This is a genomic window from Escherichia sp. MOD1-EC6098 (assembly GCF_002965865.1).
Taxonomy (GTDB): Bacteria; Pseudomonadota; Gammaproteobacteria; order Enterobacterales; family Enterobacteriaceae; genus Escherichia; species Escherichia marmotae.
The window spans coordinates 1-17,317 of record NZ_PTSN01000041.1 but is presented as its reverse complement, the minus strand read 5'-3'; the positions used below and the strand labels follow the sequence as shown (position 1 = coordinate 17,317).

Sequence of the window (17,317 nt, the reverse complement as noted above, 5' to 3'; positions counted from 1 at the left end):
TATCCGACCTGTGGTTCGGGTTTTGTAGGCCTGATAAGGCGCGGTAGCGTCGCATCAGGCGCTGGCTGTCGGATGCGGCGTGAACGCCTTATCCGACCTGTGGTTCGGGTTTTGTAGGCCTGATAAGACGCGGTAGCGTCGCATCAGGCGCTGGCTGTCGGATGCGGCGTGAACGCCTTATCCGACCTACGGTTCGGATTTTGTAGGCCTGATAAGGCGCGGTAGCGTCGCATCAGGCAATGAATGCCGAATCGCGATGTAAATAACGACAAAAACAAAATTGGCCGCTTCGGTCAGGGCCAACTATTGCCTGAAAAAGGGTATCGACATGAAAAAATTAACCTGCTTTAAAGCCTACGATATTCGCGGAAAATTAGGCGAAGAACTGAATGAAGATATTGCCTGGCGCATTGGTCGCGCCTATGGCGAATTTATTAAACCGAAAACCATTGTATTAGGTGGTGATGTCCGCCTCACCAGTGAAACCTTAAAACTGGCGCTGGCAAAAGGTTTACAGGACGCGGGCGTCGATGTGCTGGATATCGGCATGTCAGGCACCGAAGAGATCTATTTTGCCACGTTCCATCTCGGCGTAGATGGCGGTATCGAAGTCACCGCCAGCCATAATCCGATGGATTACAACGGCATGAAACTGGTGCGCGAAGGGGCTCGCCCGATCAGCGGCGATACCGGACTGCGCGACGTCCAGCGTCTGGCTGAAGCCAATGACTTCCCGCCTGTCGATGAAACAACACGCGGTCGCTATCAGCAAATCAACCTGCGTGACGCTTACGTTGATCACCTGTTCGGTTATATCAACCACAAAAACCTCACGCCGCTCAAGCTGGTGATCAACGCCGGTAACGGCGCTGCGGGGCCGGTGGTGGATGCTATCGAAGCCCGTCTGAAAGCACTCGACGCCCCCGTGGAATTAATCAAGGTGCACAACACGCCAGACGGCAATTTCCCCAACGGTATTCCTAATCCGCTGCTGCCGGAATGCCGCGACGATACGCGTAATGCGGTTATCAAACACGGTGCGGACATGGGTATTGCCTTTGATGGCGATTTCGACCGCTGCTTCCTGTTCGACGAAAAAGGGCAGTTTATCGAGGGCTACTACATCGTCGGCCTGCTGGCAGAAGCGTTCCTCGAAAAAAATCCTGGCGCGAAGATCATCCACGATCCGCGTCTCTCCTGGAACACTGTCGATGTGGTGACCGCTGCAGGCGGTACGCCGGTGATGTCGAAAACCGGACACGCCTTTATTAAAGAACGTATGCGCAAGGAAGACGCCATCTACGGTGGCGAAATGAGCGCCCATCACTATTTCCGTGATTTTGCTTATTGCGACAGCGGCATGATCCCGTGGCTGCTGGTAGCCGAACTGGTGTGCCTGAAAGGGAAAACACTGGGTGAACTGGTGCGTGACCGCATGACGGCATTTCCGGCAAGTGGGGAGATCAACAGCAAGCTGGCGCAACCCGTTGAGGCAATTAACCGCGTCGAACAGCACTTTAGCCGCGAGGCGCTGGCGGTGGATCGCACCGACGGTATCAGCATGACCTTTGCCGACTGGCGTTTCAATCTGCGCTCCTCCAACACTGAACCGGTGGTGCGGCTGAATGTGGAATCGCGCGGCGATGTGCCGCTGATGGAAGCGCGAACGCGCACTCTGCTGACGTTGCTGAACGAGTAATGTCTGTTTTTCCCTTACCCCATTGCGGGTAAGGGGCTAATAACAGGAACAACGATGACAAATCTAAAAAAGCGCGAGCGAGCGAAAACCAATGCATCGTTAATCTCTATGGTGCAACGCTTTTCAGATATCACCATCATGTTTGCCGGGCTATGGCTGGTTTGCGAAGTGAGCGGGCGGTCATTCTTCTACATGCATCTGTTGGTGGCGCTGATTACGCTGGTGGTGTTCCAGATGTTGGGCGGCATCACCGATTTTTATCGCTCCTGGCGCGGTGTTCGGGCAACGACAGAATTTGCCCTGCTGCTACAAAACTGGACGCTAAGCGTGATTTTTAGCGCCGGACTGGTGGCGTTTAATAATGATTTCGATACGCAACTGAAGGTCTGGCTGGCGTGGTATCTGCTGACCAGCATCGGACTGGTGGTTTGCCGTTCATGCATTCGTATCGGTGCGGGATGGTTGCGTAATCATGGCTATAACAAACGCATGGTCGCGGTGGCGGGGGACTTAGCCGCCGGACAAATGCTGATCGAGAGCTTCCGTAATCAGCCGTGGCTGGGGTTTGAAGTGGTGGGCGTATATCACGATCCGAAGCCGGGCGGCGTTTCTAATGACTGGGCAGGCAACCTGCAACAACTGGTTGAGGACGCTAAGGCGGGCAAGATTCATAACGTCTATATCGCCATGCAGATGTGCGACGGCGCGCGAGTGAAAAAGCTGGTACATGCGTTGGCAGACACCACCTGTTCGGTGCTACTGATCCCCGATGTATTTACTTTCAACATTCTCCATTCACGTATCGAAGAGATGAACGGCGTACCGGTGGTACCGCTGTACGACACGCCGCTTTCTGGGGTTAACCGCCTGATCAAACGCGCTGAAGATATTGTGCTGGCTACCTTGATCTTACTGCTGATCTCCCCGGTGCTGTGCTGCATTGCCCTGGCAGTGAAACTGAGTTCCCCTGGGCCAATAATTTTCCGCCAGACCCGCTATGGCATGGATGGCAAGCCGATCAAAGTGTGGAAGTTTCGCTCTATGAAAGTGATGGAAAATGACAACGTCGTGACCCAGGCGACACAAAACGATCCGCGTGTGACCAGAGTGGGGAACTTTCTACGTCGAACCTCGCTGGATGAACTGCCGCAATTTATCAATGTGCTGACGGGAGGAATGTCGATTGTTGGTCCGCGCCCGCACGCGGTGGCGCATAACGAACAATATCGCCAGCTCATTGAAGGCTACATGCTGCGCCATAAAGTGAAACCAGGCATTACCGGTTGGGCGCAGATTAACGGCTGGCGCGGCGAGACCGACACGCTGGAGAAAATGGAAAAACGCGTCGAGTTTGACCTTGAGTATATCCGCGAATGGAGCGTCTGGTTCGATATCCGGATCGTTTTCCTGACGGTGTTCAAGGGCTTCGTTAACAAAGCGGCATATTGATATGAGCTTACGTGAAAAAACCATCAGTGGCGCGAAGTGGTCAGCGATTGCCACGGTGATCATCATTGGCCTGGGACTGGTACAGATGACCGTGTTGGCGCGGATTATCGATAACCATCAGTTCGGCCTGCTTACCGTGTCGCTGGTGATCATTACGCTGGCAGATACGCTTTCTGACTTCGGCATCGCCAACTCCATTATTCAGCGGAAAGAAATCAGTCACCTTGAACTCACCACACTGTACTGGCTGAACGTTGGGCTGGGGATCGTGGTGTGCGCGGCGGTGTTTTTGTTGAGTGACGCCATTGGTGGCGTGCTGAATAACCCGGATTTGGTGCCGTTGATTAAAACATTGTCGCTGGCGTTTGTGGTGATCCCCCACGGGCAACAGTTCCGCGCGTTGATGCAGAAGGAACTGGAGTTCAACAAGATCGGCATGATCGAAACCAGCGCCGTGCTGGCGGGCTTTACCTTTACGGTGGTTAGCGCTCATTTCTGGCCACTGGCGATGACCGCAATCCTTGGTTATCTGGTCAATAGTGCGGTGAGAACGCTGCTGTTTGGCTACTTTGGCCGTAAAATTTATCGTCCCGGCCTGCATTTTTCGCTGGCGTCGGTGGCACCAAACTTACGCTTTGGTGCCTGGCTGACGGCAGACAGCATCATCAACTATCTCAATACCAACCTTTCAACGCTGGTGCTGGCACGTATTCTCGGCGCGGGCGTGGCGGGGGGCTACAACCTGGCGTACAACGTGGCTGTTGTACCGCCGATGAAGTTGAACCCGATAATCACCCGCGTGCTGTTTCCAGCGTTCGCCAAAATTCAGGACGACACCGAAAAGCTGCGCGTCAACTTCTACAAGCTGCTGTCGGTGGTGGGGATTATCAACTTTCCAGCGCTGTTGGGATTGATGGTGGTAGCCAATAATTTTGTGCCGCTGGTATTTGGTGAGAAATGGAACAGCATCATTCCGGTGCTGCAATTGCTGTGCGTGGTGGGGCTACTGCGTTCAGTGGGTAACCCGATTGGTTCGCTGCTGATGGCGAAAGCGTGGGTCGATATCAGCTTTAAATTCAATGTATTCAAAACCTTTCTGTTTATTCCGGCGATTGTTATTGGTGGGCAGATGGCGGGCGCAATCGGCGTCACGCTGGGCTTCCTGCTGGTGCAGATTATCAACACTGTGCTGAGTTACTTCGTGATGATTAAACCGGTGCTCGGCTCCAGTTATCGGCAGTACATCCTGAGCTTGTGGCTACCGTTTTATCTCTCATTACCGACGCTGGTGATCAGTTATGTGCTGGGCGTGGTGCTGAAAGGGCAACTGGCACTGGGGACGCTGCTGGCGGTGCAAATTACCGCAGGCGCACTGGCGTTTGTGGTGATGATTGTGCTGTCGCGCCATCCGCTGGTGGTGGAAGTGAAGCGTCAGTTTTGTCGCAGCGAAAAAATGAAAATGCTTTTACGGGCGGGGTGAGTTGTTGTTTTCGGTTCCGGCAACGGTTGCCGGATGCGGCGTAAAACGCCTTATCCGGCCTACGGTTCAGTGCCCGGATTTTGTAGGCCTGATAATACGCGCCAGCGTCGCATCAGGCGCTGAATGCCGGATGCGGCGTAAAACGCCTTATCCGGCCTACGGTTCAGTGCCCGGATTTTGTAGGCCTGATAAGACGCGCCAGCGTCGCATCAGGCGTTGAATGCCGGATGCGGCGTAAAACGCCTTATCCGGCCTACGGTTCAGTGCCCGGATCTTGTAGGCCTGATAATACGCGCCAGCGTCGCATCAGGCGCTGAATGCCGGATGCGGCGTAAAACGCCTCATCCGGCCTACGGTTCAGTGCCCGGATTTTGTAGGCCTGATAAGACGCGTCAGCGTCGCATCAGGCGCTGAATGCCGGATGTGGTGTAAAACGCCTTATCCGGCCTACGGTTCAGTGCCCGGATTTTGTAGGCCTGATAAGACGCGTCAGCGTCGCATCAGGCGCTGAATGCCGGATGCGGCGTAAAACGCCTTATCCGGCCTACGGTTCAGTGCCCGGATTTTGTAGGCCTGATAAAACGCGTCAGCGTCGTATCAGGCGCTGAATGCCGGATGCGGCGTAAAACGCCTTATCCGGCCTACGGTTCAGTGCTCGGATCTTGCAGGCCTGATAATACGCGCCAGCGTCGCATCAGGCGCTGAATGCCGGATGCGGCGTAAAACGCCTTATCCGGCCTACGGTTCAGTGCTCGGATCTTGTAGGCCTGATAAGACGCGTCAGCGTCGCATCAGGCGTTGAATGCCGGATGCGGCGTAAAACGCCTTATCCGGCCTACGGTTCAGTGCTCGGATTTTGTAGGCCTGATAAGACGCGTCAGCGTCGCATCAGGCGTTGAATGCCGGATGCGGCGTAAAACGCCTTATCCGGCCTACGGTTCAGTGCCCGGATCTTGTAGGCCTGATAAGACGCGTCAGCGTCGCATCAGGCGCTGAATGCCGGATGCGGCGTAAAACGCCTTATCCGGCCTACGGTTCAGTGCCCGGATCTTGTAGGCCTGATAATACGCGCCAGCGTCGCATCAGGCGCTGAATGCCGGATGTGGTGAAAACGCCTTATCCGGCCTACGGTTCAGTGCCCGGATCTTGTAGGCCTGATAAGACGCGTCAGCGTCGCATCAGGCGTTGAATGCCGGATGCGGCGTAAAACGCCTTATCCGGCCTACGGTTCAGTGCTCGGATTTTGTAGGCCTGATAAGACGCGTCAGCGTCGCATCAGGCAAAAAGCGGCAACGAACACAACGGACACAACCTCACCTGGCATCAAATTTATGAGGAAAAAATGAAATTACTTATTCTGGGCAACCACACTTGCGGCAACCGCGGCGACAGCGCCATTTTGCGTGGCTTACTTGATGCCATCAACATCCTCAATCCACACGCCGAAGTGGACGTGATGAGCCGCTATCCGGTCAGTTCTTCCTGGCTGCTTAACCGCCCGGTAATGGGCGATCCGCTGTTCCTGCAAATGAAACAACACAACAGCGCGGCGGGCGTTGTCGGGCGCGTAAAAAAAGTCCTCCGTCGCCGCTACCAACACCAGGTATTGCTCTCTCGCGTCACCGACACTGGCAAGCTGCGTAATATTGCCATCGCCCAGGGATTTACCGACTTCGTGCGCTTGCTTTCAGGTTACGACGCCATTATTCAGGTCGGCGGTTCGTTTTTTGTCGATCTCTACGGCGTACCGCAATTTGAACACGCTCTGTGCACCTTTATGGCGAAAAAGCCGCTGTTTATGATTGGTCACAGCGTCGGCCCGTTCCAGGATGAGCAATTTAACCAACTGGCTAACTACGTTTTTGGTCACTGCGATGCATTGATCCTGCGCGAATCGGTCAGCCTTGAGCTGATGAAACGCAGCAATATCACTACCGCAAAAGTCGAACACGGCGTCGATACCGCCTGGCTGGTCGATCATCACACTGAAGATTACACCGCCAGCTACGCCGTCCAACACTGGCTGGGCGTCGCATCCCAACAGAAAACCGTGGCAATTACTCTGCGCGAACTGGCACCGTTCGATAAACGCCTCGGCACCACTCAACAAGCGTATGAACAAGCCTTTGCCGGGGTGGTCAATCGCATTCTCGATGAAGGGTATCAGGTGATTGCGCTCTCCACCTGTACGGGTATCGACAGCTATAACAAAGACGACCGCATGGTGGCGCTCAACCTGCGCCAGCACATCAGCGATCCTGCCCGTTACCACGTAGTGATGGATGAACTCAATGATCTGGAAATGGGCAAAATTCTCGCTGCCTGTGAACTCACTGTCGGTACGCGCCTGCACTCCGCCATTATCTCTATGAACTTTGCCACTCCGGCAATTGCTATCAACTACGAACATAAATCCGCCGGGATTATGCAACAACTGGGGCTGCCGGAGATGGCGATGGATATTCGTCATTTATTAGACGGCAGCCTGCAAGCGATGGTTGCGGATACCTTAGGCCAGCTTCCGGCGCTGAACGCGCGACTTAGCGAAGCCGTCAGTCGCGAACGTCAGACGGGAATGCAGATGGTGCAGTCTGTACTGGAACGCATCGGGGAGGCGAAATGAAGGTCGGCTTCTTTTTACTGAAATTTCCGCTGTCGTCGGAAACCTTCGTCCTCAACCAAATTACTGCGTTTATTGATATGGGCTTTGAGGTGGAGATTGTCGCACTGCAAAAAGGCGACACCCAGAACACCCACGCGGCATGGACGAAATACAACCTTGCCGCCAGAACCCGTTGGTTACAGGACGAACCTACGGGCAAAGTGGCGAAACTGCGCCACCGCGCCAGCCAGACCTTACGCGGCATTCATCGTAAAAATACCTGGCAGGCGCTCAACCTCAAACGCTATGGCTCCGAGTCGCGGAACCTGATTTTGTCTGCCATTTGTGGTCAGGTCGCAACACCGTTTCGCGCCGATGTGTTCATCGCTCATTTTGGCCCTGCGGGGGTAACCGCAGCCAAATTGCGTGAACTGGGTGTCATTCGCGGCAAAATCGCCACTATCTTCCACGGCATTGATATTTCCAGCCGGGAAGTGCTCAACCATTACACCCCCGAATATCAACAACTGTTTCGCCGTGGCGACCTGATGTTACCGATAAGCGATCTGTGGGCCGGAAGGCTGCAAAAAATGGGCTGCCCCAGAGAAAAAATCGCCGTATCGCGCATGGGCGTGGACATGACGCGCTTTAGCCCGCGTCCGGTGAAAGCACCCGCAACGCCGCTGGAAATCATTTCCGTCGCACGCTTAACCGAGAAAAAAGGCCTGCATGTGGCGATCGAAGCCTGCCGTCAGTTGAAAGAGCAGGGTGTGGCGTTTCGCTATCGCATCCTCGGCATCGGCCCGTGGGAGCGGCGTTTACGCACGCTCATCGAACAGTATCAACTGGAAGATATGGTGGAGATGCCGGGGTTTAAACCGAGCCACGAAGTGAAGGCGATGCTCGACGACGCGGATGTCTTCCTGCTGCCATCGGTTACGGGCGCGGACGGCGATATGGAAGGTATTCCGGTGGCGCTAATGGAAGCGATGGCGGTTGGCATTCCGGTGGTTTCTACTCTGCATAGCGGAATACCGGAACTGGTGGAGGCCGATAAATCCGGCTGGCTGGTGCCTGAGAACGATGCTCGCGCACTGGCGCAACGACTGGCGGCGTTTAGCCAACTGGACGCCGACAAACTGGCTCCGGTCGTCAAACGCGCTCGCGAAAAAGTCGAACACGATTTTAACCAGCAGGTGATTAACCGAGAACTCGCCAGCTTGTTGCAGGCTTTATAGAGGAGAACGTATGCCATTTAAAAAACTCTCCCGACGCACCTTCCTGACGGCAGGCTCCGCGCTTGCTTTCCTCCATACTCCTTTTGCCCGTGCAATTCCCGCCCGACAAAGCGTTAACATCAATGACTACAATTCCAAAGACTGGATAGCCTCGTTTAAACAGGCTTTCAGCGAAGGGCAAACGGTCGTTGTGCCTGGCGGATTTGTTTGCGACAACATCAACACCGGCATCTTCATCCCTCCCGGTAAAACGTTACACATCCTCGGTAGCCTGCGCGGCAACGGCAGAGGGCGATTTGTCTTACAGGACGGCAGCCAGGTGACAGGGGGGAAGGGCGGTAGTATGCATAACATCACCCTGGATGTGCGCGGTTCTGATTGCGTCATTAAAGACCTGGCGATGAGCGGTTTTGGCCCGGTGACGCAGATCTATATTGGCGGCAAAAACAAGCGGGTCATGCGCAATCTGGTCATTGACAACCTCACGGTCAGCCACGCCAACTACGCCATCTTACGCCAGGGATTTCATAACCAGATTATCGGTGCCAACATCACCCATTGTAAGTTCAGCGATTTACAGGGCGACGCCATCGAATGGAATGTGGCGATTAACGATCGCGATATTTTAATTTCCGACCACGTAATAGAACGCATCAACTGTACTAATGGCAAAATCAACTGGGGTATTGGCATAGGCCTTGCGGGAAGTACTTACGATAACAACTATCCGGAAGACCAGGCAGTGAAAAACTTTGTCGTAGCGAATATCACTGGCTCTGATTGTCGGCAACTAATTCATGTTGAAAATGGCAAGCATTTCATTATCCGTAATATCAAAGCGCGTAATATTACGCCGGATTTCAGTAAGAAAGCGGGTATTGATAATGCCACAGTTGCGATATATGGATGTGATAACTTTGTTATTGACCAGATAGAAATGGTTAATAGTGCCGGAATGTTAATCGGCTACGGTGTCATTAAAGGCAGGTATCTCTCCATACCGCAAAATTTCAAACTGAATAATATTCACCTTGATAATACTCACCTTGCCTGGAAATTGCGCGGAATACAAATTTCGGCAGGCAATGCAACTTCTTTTGTGGCGCTGACCAACATTGAAATGAAGTGTGCGTCGCTGGAACTGCACAACAAACCGCAACATCTTTTTATGCGAAATATCAAAGTGATGCAGGAATCCTCTGTGGGGCCAGCATTGACCATGAACTTCGACTTGCGTAAAGACGTTCGTGGCACATTTATGGCAAAGAACGAGACCTTACTGTCACTGGCAAATGTTCATTCGGTGAATGAAAAAGGACAAAGTTCAGTCGATATCGACAGGATTAATTACCACATTGTTAATGTGGAAAAGATTAACTTTAGATTGCCGGAACGGGGGAAGTAGAATTGCGACCATTCCTGGAAAAATGGAGCCATACTTAAGAATAACGCTACTGCAATCCTGAGCGAAGCGGCGTAACATCGGAAGTAAATCAGTCATCAGTTCAGGGTAATTGATGCTGGCGAAAAAAATCGAACAAGCTATAATTCAGCAACCATTTTACAGGTGGATGAAATAATGACGAATTTAAAAGCAGTTATTCCTGTAGCGGGTCTTGGGATGCATATGTTGCCTGCCACTAAGGCGATTCCCAAAGAGATGCTACCGATCGTCGACAAGCCAATGATTCAGTACATTGTTGACGAGATTGTGGCTGCAGGGATCAAAGAAATCCTCCTGGTAACTCATGCGTCCAAGAACGCGGTCGAAAACCACTTCGACACCTCATATGAATTAGAATCTCTCCTTGAACAGCGCGTGAAGCGTCAACTGCTGGCGGAAGTGCAGTCCATCTGTCCGCCGGGCGTGACCATTATGAACGTGCGTCAGGGCGAACCTTTAGGTTTAGGCCACTCCATTTTGTGCGCGCGACCTGCCATTGGCGACAATCCGTTTGTCGTGGTGTTGCCAGACGTTGTTATTGACGACGCCAGCGCCGATCCGCTGCGTTACAACCTTGCTGCCATGATTGCGCGCTTTAACGAAACGGGCCGCAGCCAGGTACTGGCAAAACGTATGCCGGGCGACCTCTCTGAATACTCCGTCATCCAGACCAAAGAGCCGCTGGACCGTGAAGGCAAAGTTAGCCGTATTGTTGAATTTATTGAAAAACCGGATCAGCCGCAGACGCTGGACTCAGACATAATGGCCGTAGGTCGTTATGTGCTTTCTGCCGATATTTGGCCTGAACTGGAACGCACTCAGCCTGGTGCATGGGGACGTATACAGTTGACAGATGCCATTGCTGAACTGGCTAAAAAACAAGCCGTTGATGCCATGTTAATGACCGGTGACAGCTACGACTGCGGTAAAAAAATGGGCTATATGCAGGCGTTTGTGAAGTATGGGCTGCGTAACCTGAAAGAAGGGGCGAAGTTCCGCAAAGGTATTGAGAAGCTGTTAAGCGAATAATGAAAATCTGACCGGATGTAACGGTTAATAAGAAAATCATAACGGCAGTGAAGATTTGTGGCGAAAGTAATTTGTTGCGAATCTTCCTGCCGTTGTTGCTTTATAAACTTTCAGAATAACAACGACTTAGCAATAGGATTTTAGTCAAACTTTTCCAGGATTTTCCTTGTTTCCAGAGCGGATTGGTAAGACAATTAGCGTTTGAATTTTTCGGGTTTAGCGCGAGTGGGTAACGCTCGTCACATCGTAGGCATGTATGCAGTGCTCTGGTAGCTGTAAAGCCAGGGGCGGTAGCGTGCATTAATACCTCTATTAATCAAACTGAGAGCCGCTTATTTCACAGCATGCTCTATAGCTATATGGAATAAAAAAGTGAAGATACTCGTTACTGGTGGCGCAGGATTTATTGGTTCTGCTGTAGTTCGTCACATTATAAATAATACGCAGGACAGTGTTGTTAATGTCGATAAATTAACATACGCCGGAAACCTGGAATCACTCGCTGAAGTTTCTGATTCTGAACGTTATTCATTTGAGCATGCAGACATCTGCGATGCCGTAGCAATGGCTCGTATTTTTTCACAGCATCAGCCAGACGCGGTGATGCACCTGGCGGCAGAGAGCCACGTTGACCGTTCAATAACTGGCCCGGCAGCCTTTATTGAAACCAATATTGTGGGGACTTACGTCCTTTTAGAAGCAGCTCGTAATTACTGGTCTGCATTGGATGATGAAAAGAAAAACAATTTCCGCTTCCATCATATTTCTACTGATGAAGTCTATGGTGATTTACCTCATCCTGATGAAGTAAATAATACAGAAGAATTACCCTTATTTACTGAGACGACAGCTTACGCACCAAGCAGTCCTTATTCCGCATCCAAAGCATCCAGCGATCATTTAGTCCGCGCGTGGAAACGCACCTATGGTTTGCCGACCATTGTGACTAACTGCTCGAATAACTACGGTCCTTATCACTTTCCAGAAAAATTGATTCCGTTGGTCATTCTTAATGCGCTGGAAGGTAAGGCATTACCTATTTATGGTAAAGGGGATCAAATTCGCGACTGGTTGTATGTAGAGGATCATGCTCGTGCGTTATATACCGTCGTAACCGAAGGTAAAGCGGGTGAAACTTATAACATTGGTGGACACAACGAAAAGAAAAATATCGATGTAGTGCTCACGATTTGTGATTTGTTGGATGAAATTGTACCGAAAGAAAAATCTTATCGTGAGCAAATTACTTATGTCGCTGACCGCCCGGGACATGATCGCCGTTATGCCATTGATGCCGATAAAATTAGCCGCGAATTGGGCTGGAAACCGCAAGAAACGTTTGAGAGTGGGATTCGTAAAACGGTGGAATGGTATCTGGCTAATACAAATTGGGTTGAGAATGTGAAAAGCGGTGCTTATCAGTCATGGATTGAACAGAACTATGAGGGGCGTCAGTAATGAATATCCTTCTTTTCGGCAAAACAGGGCAGGTGGGGTGGGAACTGCAGCGTTCTCTGGCTCCCCTGGGTAATCTGATTGCTCTTGATGTTCACTCCACTGATTATTGTGGCGATTTCAGCAACCCCGAAGGTGTGGCTGAGACTGTCAAAAAAATTCGCCCTGATGTTATTGTTAATGCTGCTGCTCACACTGCAGTAGACAAAGCGGAATCAGAACCGGATTTCGCACAATTACTTAACGCGACAAGCGTCGAAGCGATAGCAAAGGCAGCTAATGAAGTTGGAGCCTGGGTTATACACTACTCCACTGATTACGTTTTCCCTGGCAGCGGTGACGCGCCATGGCTGGAAACGGATGCAACAGCACCGCTAAATGTTTACGGTGAAACAAAATTAGCCGGAGAAAAAGCATTACAAGAACATTGCGCGAAGCACCTTATTTTCCGTACCAGTTGGGTCTATGCAGGTAAGGGAAATAACTTCGCTAAAACGATGTTGCGTCTGGCAAAAGAACGCGAAGAGTTGGCTGTGATAAACGATCAATTTGGTGCACCAACGGGAGCTGAATTGCTGGCCGATTGCACCGCTCATGCCATTCGCGTGGCAGTAAACAAACCAGAAGTTGCTGGTTTGTACCATCTGGTTGCTGGCGGTACAACAACCTGGCACGATTATGCCGCTCTGGTATTTGAAGAGGCGCGCAAAGCGGGGATTAACCTTGCTCTTAACAAACTTAACGCCGTGCCGACATCGGCTTATCCTACTCCAGCCCGCCGTCCTCATAATTCTCGTCTTAATACAGAAAAATTTCAGCAGAACTTTGCTCTTGTCTTGCCTGAATGGCAGGTAGGCGTGAAACGTATGCTCAATGAATTATTTACAACTACAGCAATTTAAAAATTTATTGTATCTCGCCAATGATATTGGGCGTGATAAATTAAAAGGAATGGTGAAATGAAAACGCGTAAAGGTATTATTTTAGCTGGCGGATCAGGTACTCGTCTTTATCCTGTGACTATGGCAGTGAGTAAACAACTCCTGCCTATTTATGATAAGCCGATGATCTATTACCCGCTCTCTACACTGATGTTAGCGGGTATTCGCGATATTCTGATTATCAGTACGCCACAGGATACACCGCGTTTCCAACAATTGTTGGGGGACGGGAGCCAGTGGGGGCTTAATCTACAGTATAAAGTACAACCGAGCCCGGATGGCCTGGCGCAAGCGTTTATCATTGGTGAAGATTTTATTGGTGGTGATGATTGTGCACTCGTACTTGGCGATAATATCTTCTATGGACATGACTTGCCGAAGTTAATGGAAACTGCTGTTAATAAAGAAAGCGGTGCAACGGTATTTGCCTATCACGTAAATGATCCAGAACGCTATGGTGTTGTGGAATTTGATAATAACGGTACGGCAATTAGCCTGGAAGAAAAACCTCTGGAACCAAAAAGTAACTATGCGGTTACTGGGCTTTATTTCTATGACAACGATGTTGTTGAAATGGCGAAAAACCTTAAGCCTTCTGCCCGTGGCGAACTGGAAATTACCGATATTAACCGTATTTATATGGAACAAGGACGCTTGTCTGTCGCTATGATGGGGCGTGGCTATGCATGGCTGGACACGGGGACACATCAAAGCCTTATTGAAGCAAGTAACTTCATTGCTACAATTGAAGAGCGTCAGGGATTAAAAGTATCTTGCCCGGAAGAGATTGCTTATCGTAAAGGGTTTATTGATGCTGAGCAGGTGAAAGTGTTAGCTGAACCGCTGAAAAAAAATGCTTATGGTCAGTATCTGCTGAAAATGATTAAAGGTTATTAATAAAATGAACGTAATTAAAACAGAAATTCCTGATGTGCTGATTTTTGAACCAAAAGTTTTTGGCGATGAGCGTGGCTTCTTTTTTGAGAGCTTTAATCAGAAAGTATTTGAAGAAGCTGTAGGGCGGAAGATTAATTTTGTACAAGATAATCACTCGAGATCAGTTAAAGGTGTTTTAAGAGGGCTACATTTTCAAATAAAACCATATTCTCAAGCAAAATTAGTCCGCTGTGTTAAAGGTGAAGTTTATGATGTTGCAGTAGATATACGACCTGAGTCAAGTACATACTGTAAGTGGGTAGGTGTATTTCTTTCTGCTCAAAATAAAAAACAATTATGGATACCTGAAGGTTTTGCACATGGTTTTGTAGTAGTGAGTGATGAGGCTGAGTTTTTATATAAAACTACTAATTATTATATGCCAAGTGCTGAAGGTTGTATCAGATGGGATGATCCAGTATTGAACATTGACTGGCCGATGAAAGCAGATGAGCTTATCCTATCAGATAAAGATAAAAATGCTGAAAGATGTTTTTTTAAAAAATAAGGGATACATATGATACCATTTAATAAACCTTATCTTCAGGGAAATGAATTGACATATATTGCGGAAGCAGTGTCTAATGGCAAAATATCAGGTGATGGGATTTTCACCAAAAAGTGTCATGAATTTTTTGAAAGGAAATACGGATTTAAGAAAGCTTTGTTGACCACTTCTTGTACAGATGCCTTGGAAATGGCTGCTATCCTTTTAGGCATAAAACCTGGCGATGAAGTTATAGCTCCTGCTTACACCTTTGTTTCAACAGTCAATGCTTTTGCTCTCAGAGGTGCAAAAATAATTTTTGCTGATAGTTATGATGATAATCCAAATATGGATCCGGAATCTGTAAGCAGGCTCATTACAAATAAAACGAAAGCAATAATTGTTGTACACTATGCCGGTGTAGCATGCGATATGGATAGATTTTTAGAGCTTTCGAAAGAATATAAAATTCATATCATCGAAGATGCAGCGCAAGCAATTGATTCTTATTATAAAGATAGACCATTGGGTAGCATTGGTACGTTTGGAACCTTTTCCTTTCATGAAACTAAAAATATAATTTCAGGAGAAGGAGGACTAATTGTTTTAAATAACGATGAATATTTTCATCGGGCAGAAATTATTAGAGAAAAAGGTACGAATAGAGCATCTTTTTTTAGAGGGGAAGTCAATAAATATGGATGGGTTGATATAGGATCTTCGTTTCTCCCATCTGATATAATAGCAGCTTATCTTTATGCGCAATTGGAAAGTGTAGATATTATACAAAATAAGCGAAAGGAATTGTGGAAAGAGTATTATAACAATCTAAAAGAGTTGGCCAACTCTGGATATATAAAACTACCGACAATACCTGAGTATGCTACCAATAATGCTCATATGTTTTATATTATATGCAGTAACCTTAAAAAACGCTCAGAACTTATTTCTTATTTAAAGGAGAGTGGAATACATTCCGTTTTTCATTACTTATCATTGAACAAAAGTGAGTATTATTTAAGGCAAAATAAAAAAATCAGTTTGCAAAATAGTGATAAATTCGCTGATTGTCTATTAAGGCTGCCAATGTATTATGAACTGGAGTGCAAACAAGTTAACTATATTTCTGAAAAAATAGCTGATTTCTTTAAAAAATACGCATAAAAATACTGTGGTGGTATTATAACCGCCACGTTATATTGCTGGAGAAGTTTTATACTATGAAAATGGTGTATGAATAGAGAATTTAAGCTTTTAATTTACATATATAGTGTAAGAATATATACGGCATTAGTGACGATTTTTTTAATTCCAATATTAATTGGAAAAATTGGGTTAGAGGCGTATGGTCTGATAGGTTTTTTTGCAGTGCTTCAAGCTTGCCTTAGTATTCTAGATGCGGGGTTAGGAGGAGTAATAACAAGAGAAGCAATAGTATCAAGGAAAAATCAAGAAACATATAAAAAATTTAATATTCTGTATAAGAAAATAGTTATATTTTTTATAGTGGTATCATTGTTATTAGTTACCTGTGGTTGGTGGATAAGTGATCAATATAGTACTTCATGGCTAAATACAAAGCTTGATGAAGATGTTGTTATCTTTTGTACAACAGCGATGTTTTGGGTGTTCGCATTACGCTATATGCAAGGACCATTCCGTAGCATATTACTTTCAAATGAATCACAAATCATATTGACAACTATTAATCTATTTGTCATTACACTATCTCAGCCATTGACTATATTTTTAATGAAATATCTAGATGAGGGGATTAAATTTTATTTTTCGATGCAACTTATTTCATCAGCTATTGGTTGTGTTTCTATGGTGTTATATAGTGAGAAAATAAGGAGAAAAGTATTATTCTTATGTCCTCTCGAAGAGGATGGCATAAAATCTGATGATGCTTCTGTTAAGAAATTAATATTTTTCGCATTACAATTATCAACGCTTTCTATTTTATGGGTTTTAGTTAACCAGTCAGACAAATTAGCACTAACAAAATACAGCACATTAACAGAATATGGTATTTATAGTGTCGCAGTATCTATCATAAGTGTGTTAGCTATATTGAGTGATCCGTTGAATCAGTATTTACAACCTAGATTGACAAGATGTTATCATCAAAACAATCTAAAAGAATATTCAAAATTATTTAGTAATGCATTAAAGTTTATATGTATATTAACAATACCGCTAAGTGTGTTTCTGTTTTTTTATAGTAAGGATGTTTTATTTATATGGAGCGGTGATGAAATATTATCAATCAAAGCTGCGAAGTATTTACCATGGTTATTTATAGGTGGGGTCTTTTCAATATACTCTAATTTTGTGTTTTTATTATTATATAGTTTTGGTGAGTTAAGAAGACACACAGTAGTGTATGCGTTATTTAGTCTTTTCGTAATTCCGACAAATATTTTACTGGCAAAACAGTATTCAGGTCAAGGGACATCTATTTTCTTTGGTATTAGTTCTATGTTTTTATTTCTTTTATGGGGGGGGTATAATTTTGCAAAATTCTTCGTCAAAGGATTGCAGATCATATATATAT

13 protein-coding genes are annotated in these 17,317 nt (G+C 47.6%); all 13 read left to right on the top strand.

The genetic code is table 11. The features are described from left to right. Positions 1-328 precede the first annotated feature (328 nt). Positions 329-1,699 carry a colanic acid biosynthesis phosphomannomutase CpsG gene (gene cpsG / locus C0K55_RS24725; RefSeq protein ID WP_105267023.1) on the top strand — a complete coding sequence of 457 codons (1,371 nt, stop codon included), beginning with the start codon at positions 329-331 and terminating at the stop codon, positions 1,697-1,699. A 54-nt stretch (positions 1,700-1,753) separates the two neighbouring features. Beyond that, positions 1,754-3,148 (top strand): undecaprenyl-phosphate glucose phosphotransferase, encoded by a 1,395-nt coding sequence (gene wcaJ / locus C0K55_RS24720; RefSeq protein WP_000183151.1) that lies wholly within the window; start codon positions 1,754-1,756, stop codon positions 3,146-3,148. A 1-nt stretch (position 3,149) separates the two neighbouring features. After that, a complete protein-coding gene (wzxC, locus tag C0K55_RS24715; protein WP_105267022.1) occupies positions 3,150-4,628 on the top strand; it encodes a colanic acid undecaprenyl disphosphate flippase WzxC in 1,479 nt (492 codons plus the stop codon). Between the two features lie 1,342 nt (positions 4,629-5,970). After that, positions 5,971-7,251 carry a colanic acid biosynthesis pyruvyl transferase WcaK gene (gene wcaK, locus C0K55_RS24710; RefSeq protein WP_061090439.1) on the top strand — a complete coding sequence of 427 codons (1,281 nt, stop codon included), beginning with the start codon at positions 5,971-5,973 and terminating at the stop codon, positions 7,249-7,251. Continuing rightward, on the top strand, positions 7,248-8,468 hold the full coding sequence (gene wcaL, locus C0K55_RS24705) for a colanic acid biosynthesis glycosyltransferase WcaL (RefSeq protein WP_105266953.1): 1,221 nt from the start codon (positions 7,248-7,250) through the stop codon (positions 8,466-8,468). Before wcaK ends, wcaL begins: the two co-directional genes overlap by 4 nt. Positions 8,469-8,478: 10 nt before the next feature. After that, entirely contained in the window at positions 8,479-9,873 is a 1,395-nt protein-coding gene (gene wcaM / locus C0K55_RS24700; protein ID WP_061090441.1) for a colanic acid biosynthesis protein WcaM, read from the top strand. A 174-nt stretch (positions 9,874-10,047) separates the two neighbouring features. Further along, positions 10,048-10,941 (top strand): UTP--glucose-1-phosphate uridylyltransferase GalF, encoded by an 894-nt coding sequence (gene galF / locus C0K55_RS24695; protein ID WP_000183053.1) that lies wholly within the window; start codon positions 10,048-10,050, stop codon positions 10,939-10,941. A gap of 372 nt (positions 10,942-11,313) precedes the next feature. After that, a complete protein-coding gene (gene rfbB / locus C0K55_RS24685) occupies positions 11,314-12,399 on the top strand; it encodes a dTDP-glucose 4,6-dehydratase (protein WP_000699457.1) in 1,086 nt (361 codons plus the stop codon). After that, complete coding sequence (gene rfbD / locus C0K55_RS24680) at positions 12,399-13,298, top strand: dTDP-4-dehydrorhamnose reductase (RefSeq protein WP_104705898.1); 900 nt, start codon at positions 12,399-12,401, stop codon at positions 13,296-13,298. The genes rfbB and rfbD overlap by 1 nt, the downstream gene beginning before the upstream one ends. Positions 13,299-13,355: 57 nt before the next feature. Further along, a complete protein-coding gene (gene rfbA, locus C0K55_RS24675; protein ID WP_016262113.1) occupies positions 13,356-14,234 on the top strand; it encodes a glucose-1-phosphate thymidylyltransferase RfbA in 879 nt (292 codons plus the stop codon). 4 nt (positions 14,235-14,238) lie between these two features. Further along, the gene (gene rfbC / locus C0K55_RS24670; RefSeq protein WP_105266954.1) at positions 14,239-14,781 is read left to right on the top strand and encodes a dTDP-4-dehydrorhamnose 3,5-epimerase; all 543 of its coding nucleotides are present in this window, start codon (positions 14,239-14,241) and stop codon (positions 14,779-14,781) included. Positions 14,782-14,790: 9 nt separating this feature from the next. Beyond that, positions 14,791-15,924, top strand: a complete 1,134-nt coding sequence (gene rffA, locus C0K55_RS24665) for a dTDP-4-amino-4,6-dideoxygalactose transaminase (protein WP_105266955.1) — start codon at positions 14,791-14,793, stop codon at positions 15,922-15,924. Positions 15,925-15,993: 69 nt separating this feature from the next. Next, positions 15,994-17,317, top strand: a 1,324-nt coding sequence (locus C0K55_RS24660) for an oligosaccharide flippase family protein (protein ID WP_105283446.1), incomplete at its 3' end; no start/stop codon positions are given.

Bases quoted from the DNA above. Each gene is read 5' to 3' on its own strand.
- wcaJ (WP_000183151.1), top strand. From the start codon at position 1,754: ATGACAAATCTAAAAAAGCGCGAGCGAGCGAAAACCAATGCATCGTTA.
- wcaL (WP_105266953.1), top strand. From the start codon at position 7,248: ATGAAGGTCGGCTTCTTTTTACTGAAATTTCCGCTGTCGTCGGAAACC.
- wcaK (WP_061090439.1), top strand. From the start codon at position 5,971: ATGAAATTACTTATTCTGGGCAACCACACTTGCGGCAACCGCGGCGAC.
- cpsG (WP_105267023.1), top strand. From the start codon at position 329: ATGAAAAAATTAACCTGCTTTAAAGCCTACGATATTCGCGGAAAATTA.
- rfbA (WP_016262113.1), top strand. From the start codon at position 13,356: ATGAAAACGCGTAAAGGTATTATTTTAGCTGGCGGATCAGGTACTCGT.
- rfbD (WP_104705898.1), top strand. From the start codon at position 12,399: ATGAATATCCTTCTTTTCGGCAAAACAGGGCAGGTGGGGTGGGAACTG.
- rfbC (WP_105266954.1), top strand. From the start codon at position 14,239: ATGAACGTAATTAAAACAGAAATTCCTGATGTGCTGATTTTTGAACCA.
- rffA (WP_105266955.1), top strand. From the start codon at position 14,791: ATGATACCATTTAATAAACCTTATCTTCAGGGAAATGAATTGACATAT.
- wzxC (WP_105267022.1), top strand. From the start codon at position 3,150: ATGAGCTTACGTGAAAAAACCATCAGTGGCGCGAAGTGGTCAGCGATT.
- wcaM (WP_061090441.1), top strand. From the start codon at position 8,479: ATGCCATTTAAAAAACTCTCCCGACGCACCTTCCTGACGGCAGGCTCC.
- galF (WP_000183053.1), top strand. From the start codon at position 10,048: ATGACGAATTTAAAAGCAGTTATTCCTGTAGCGGGTCTTGGGATGCAT.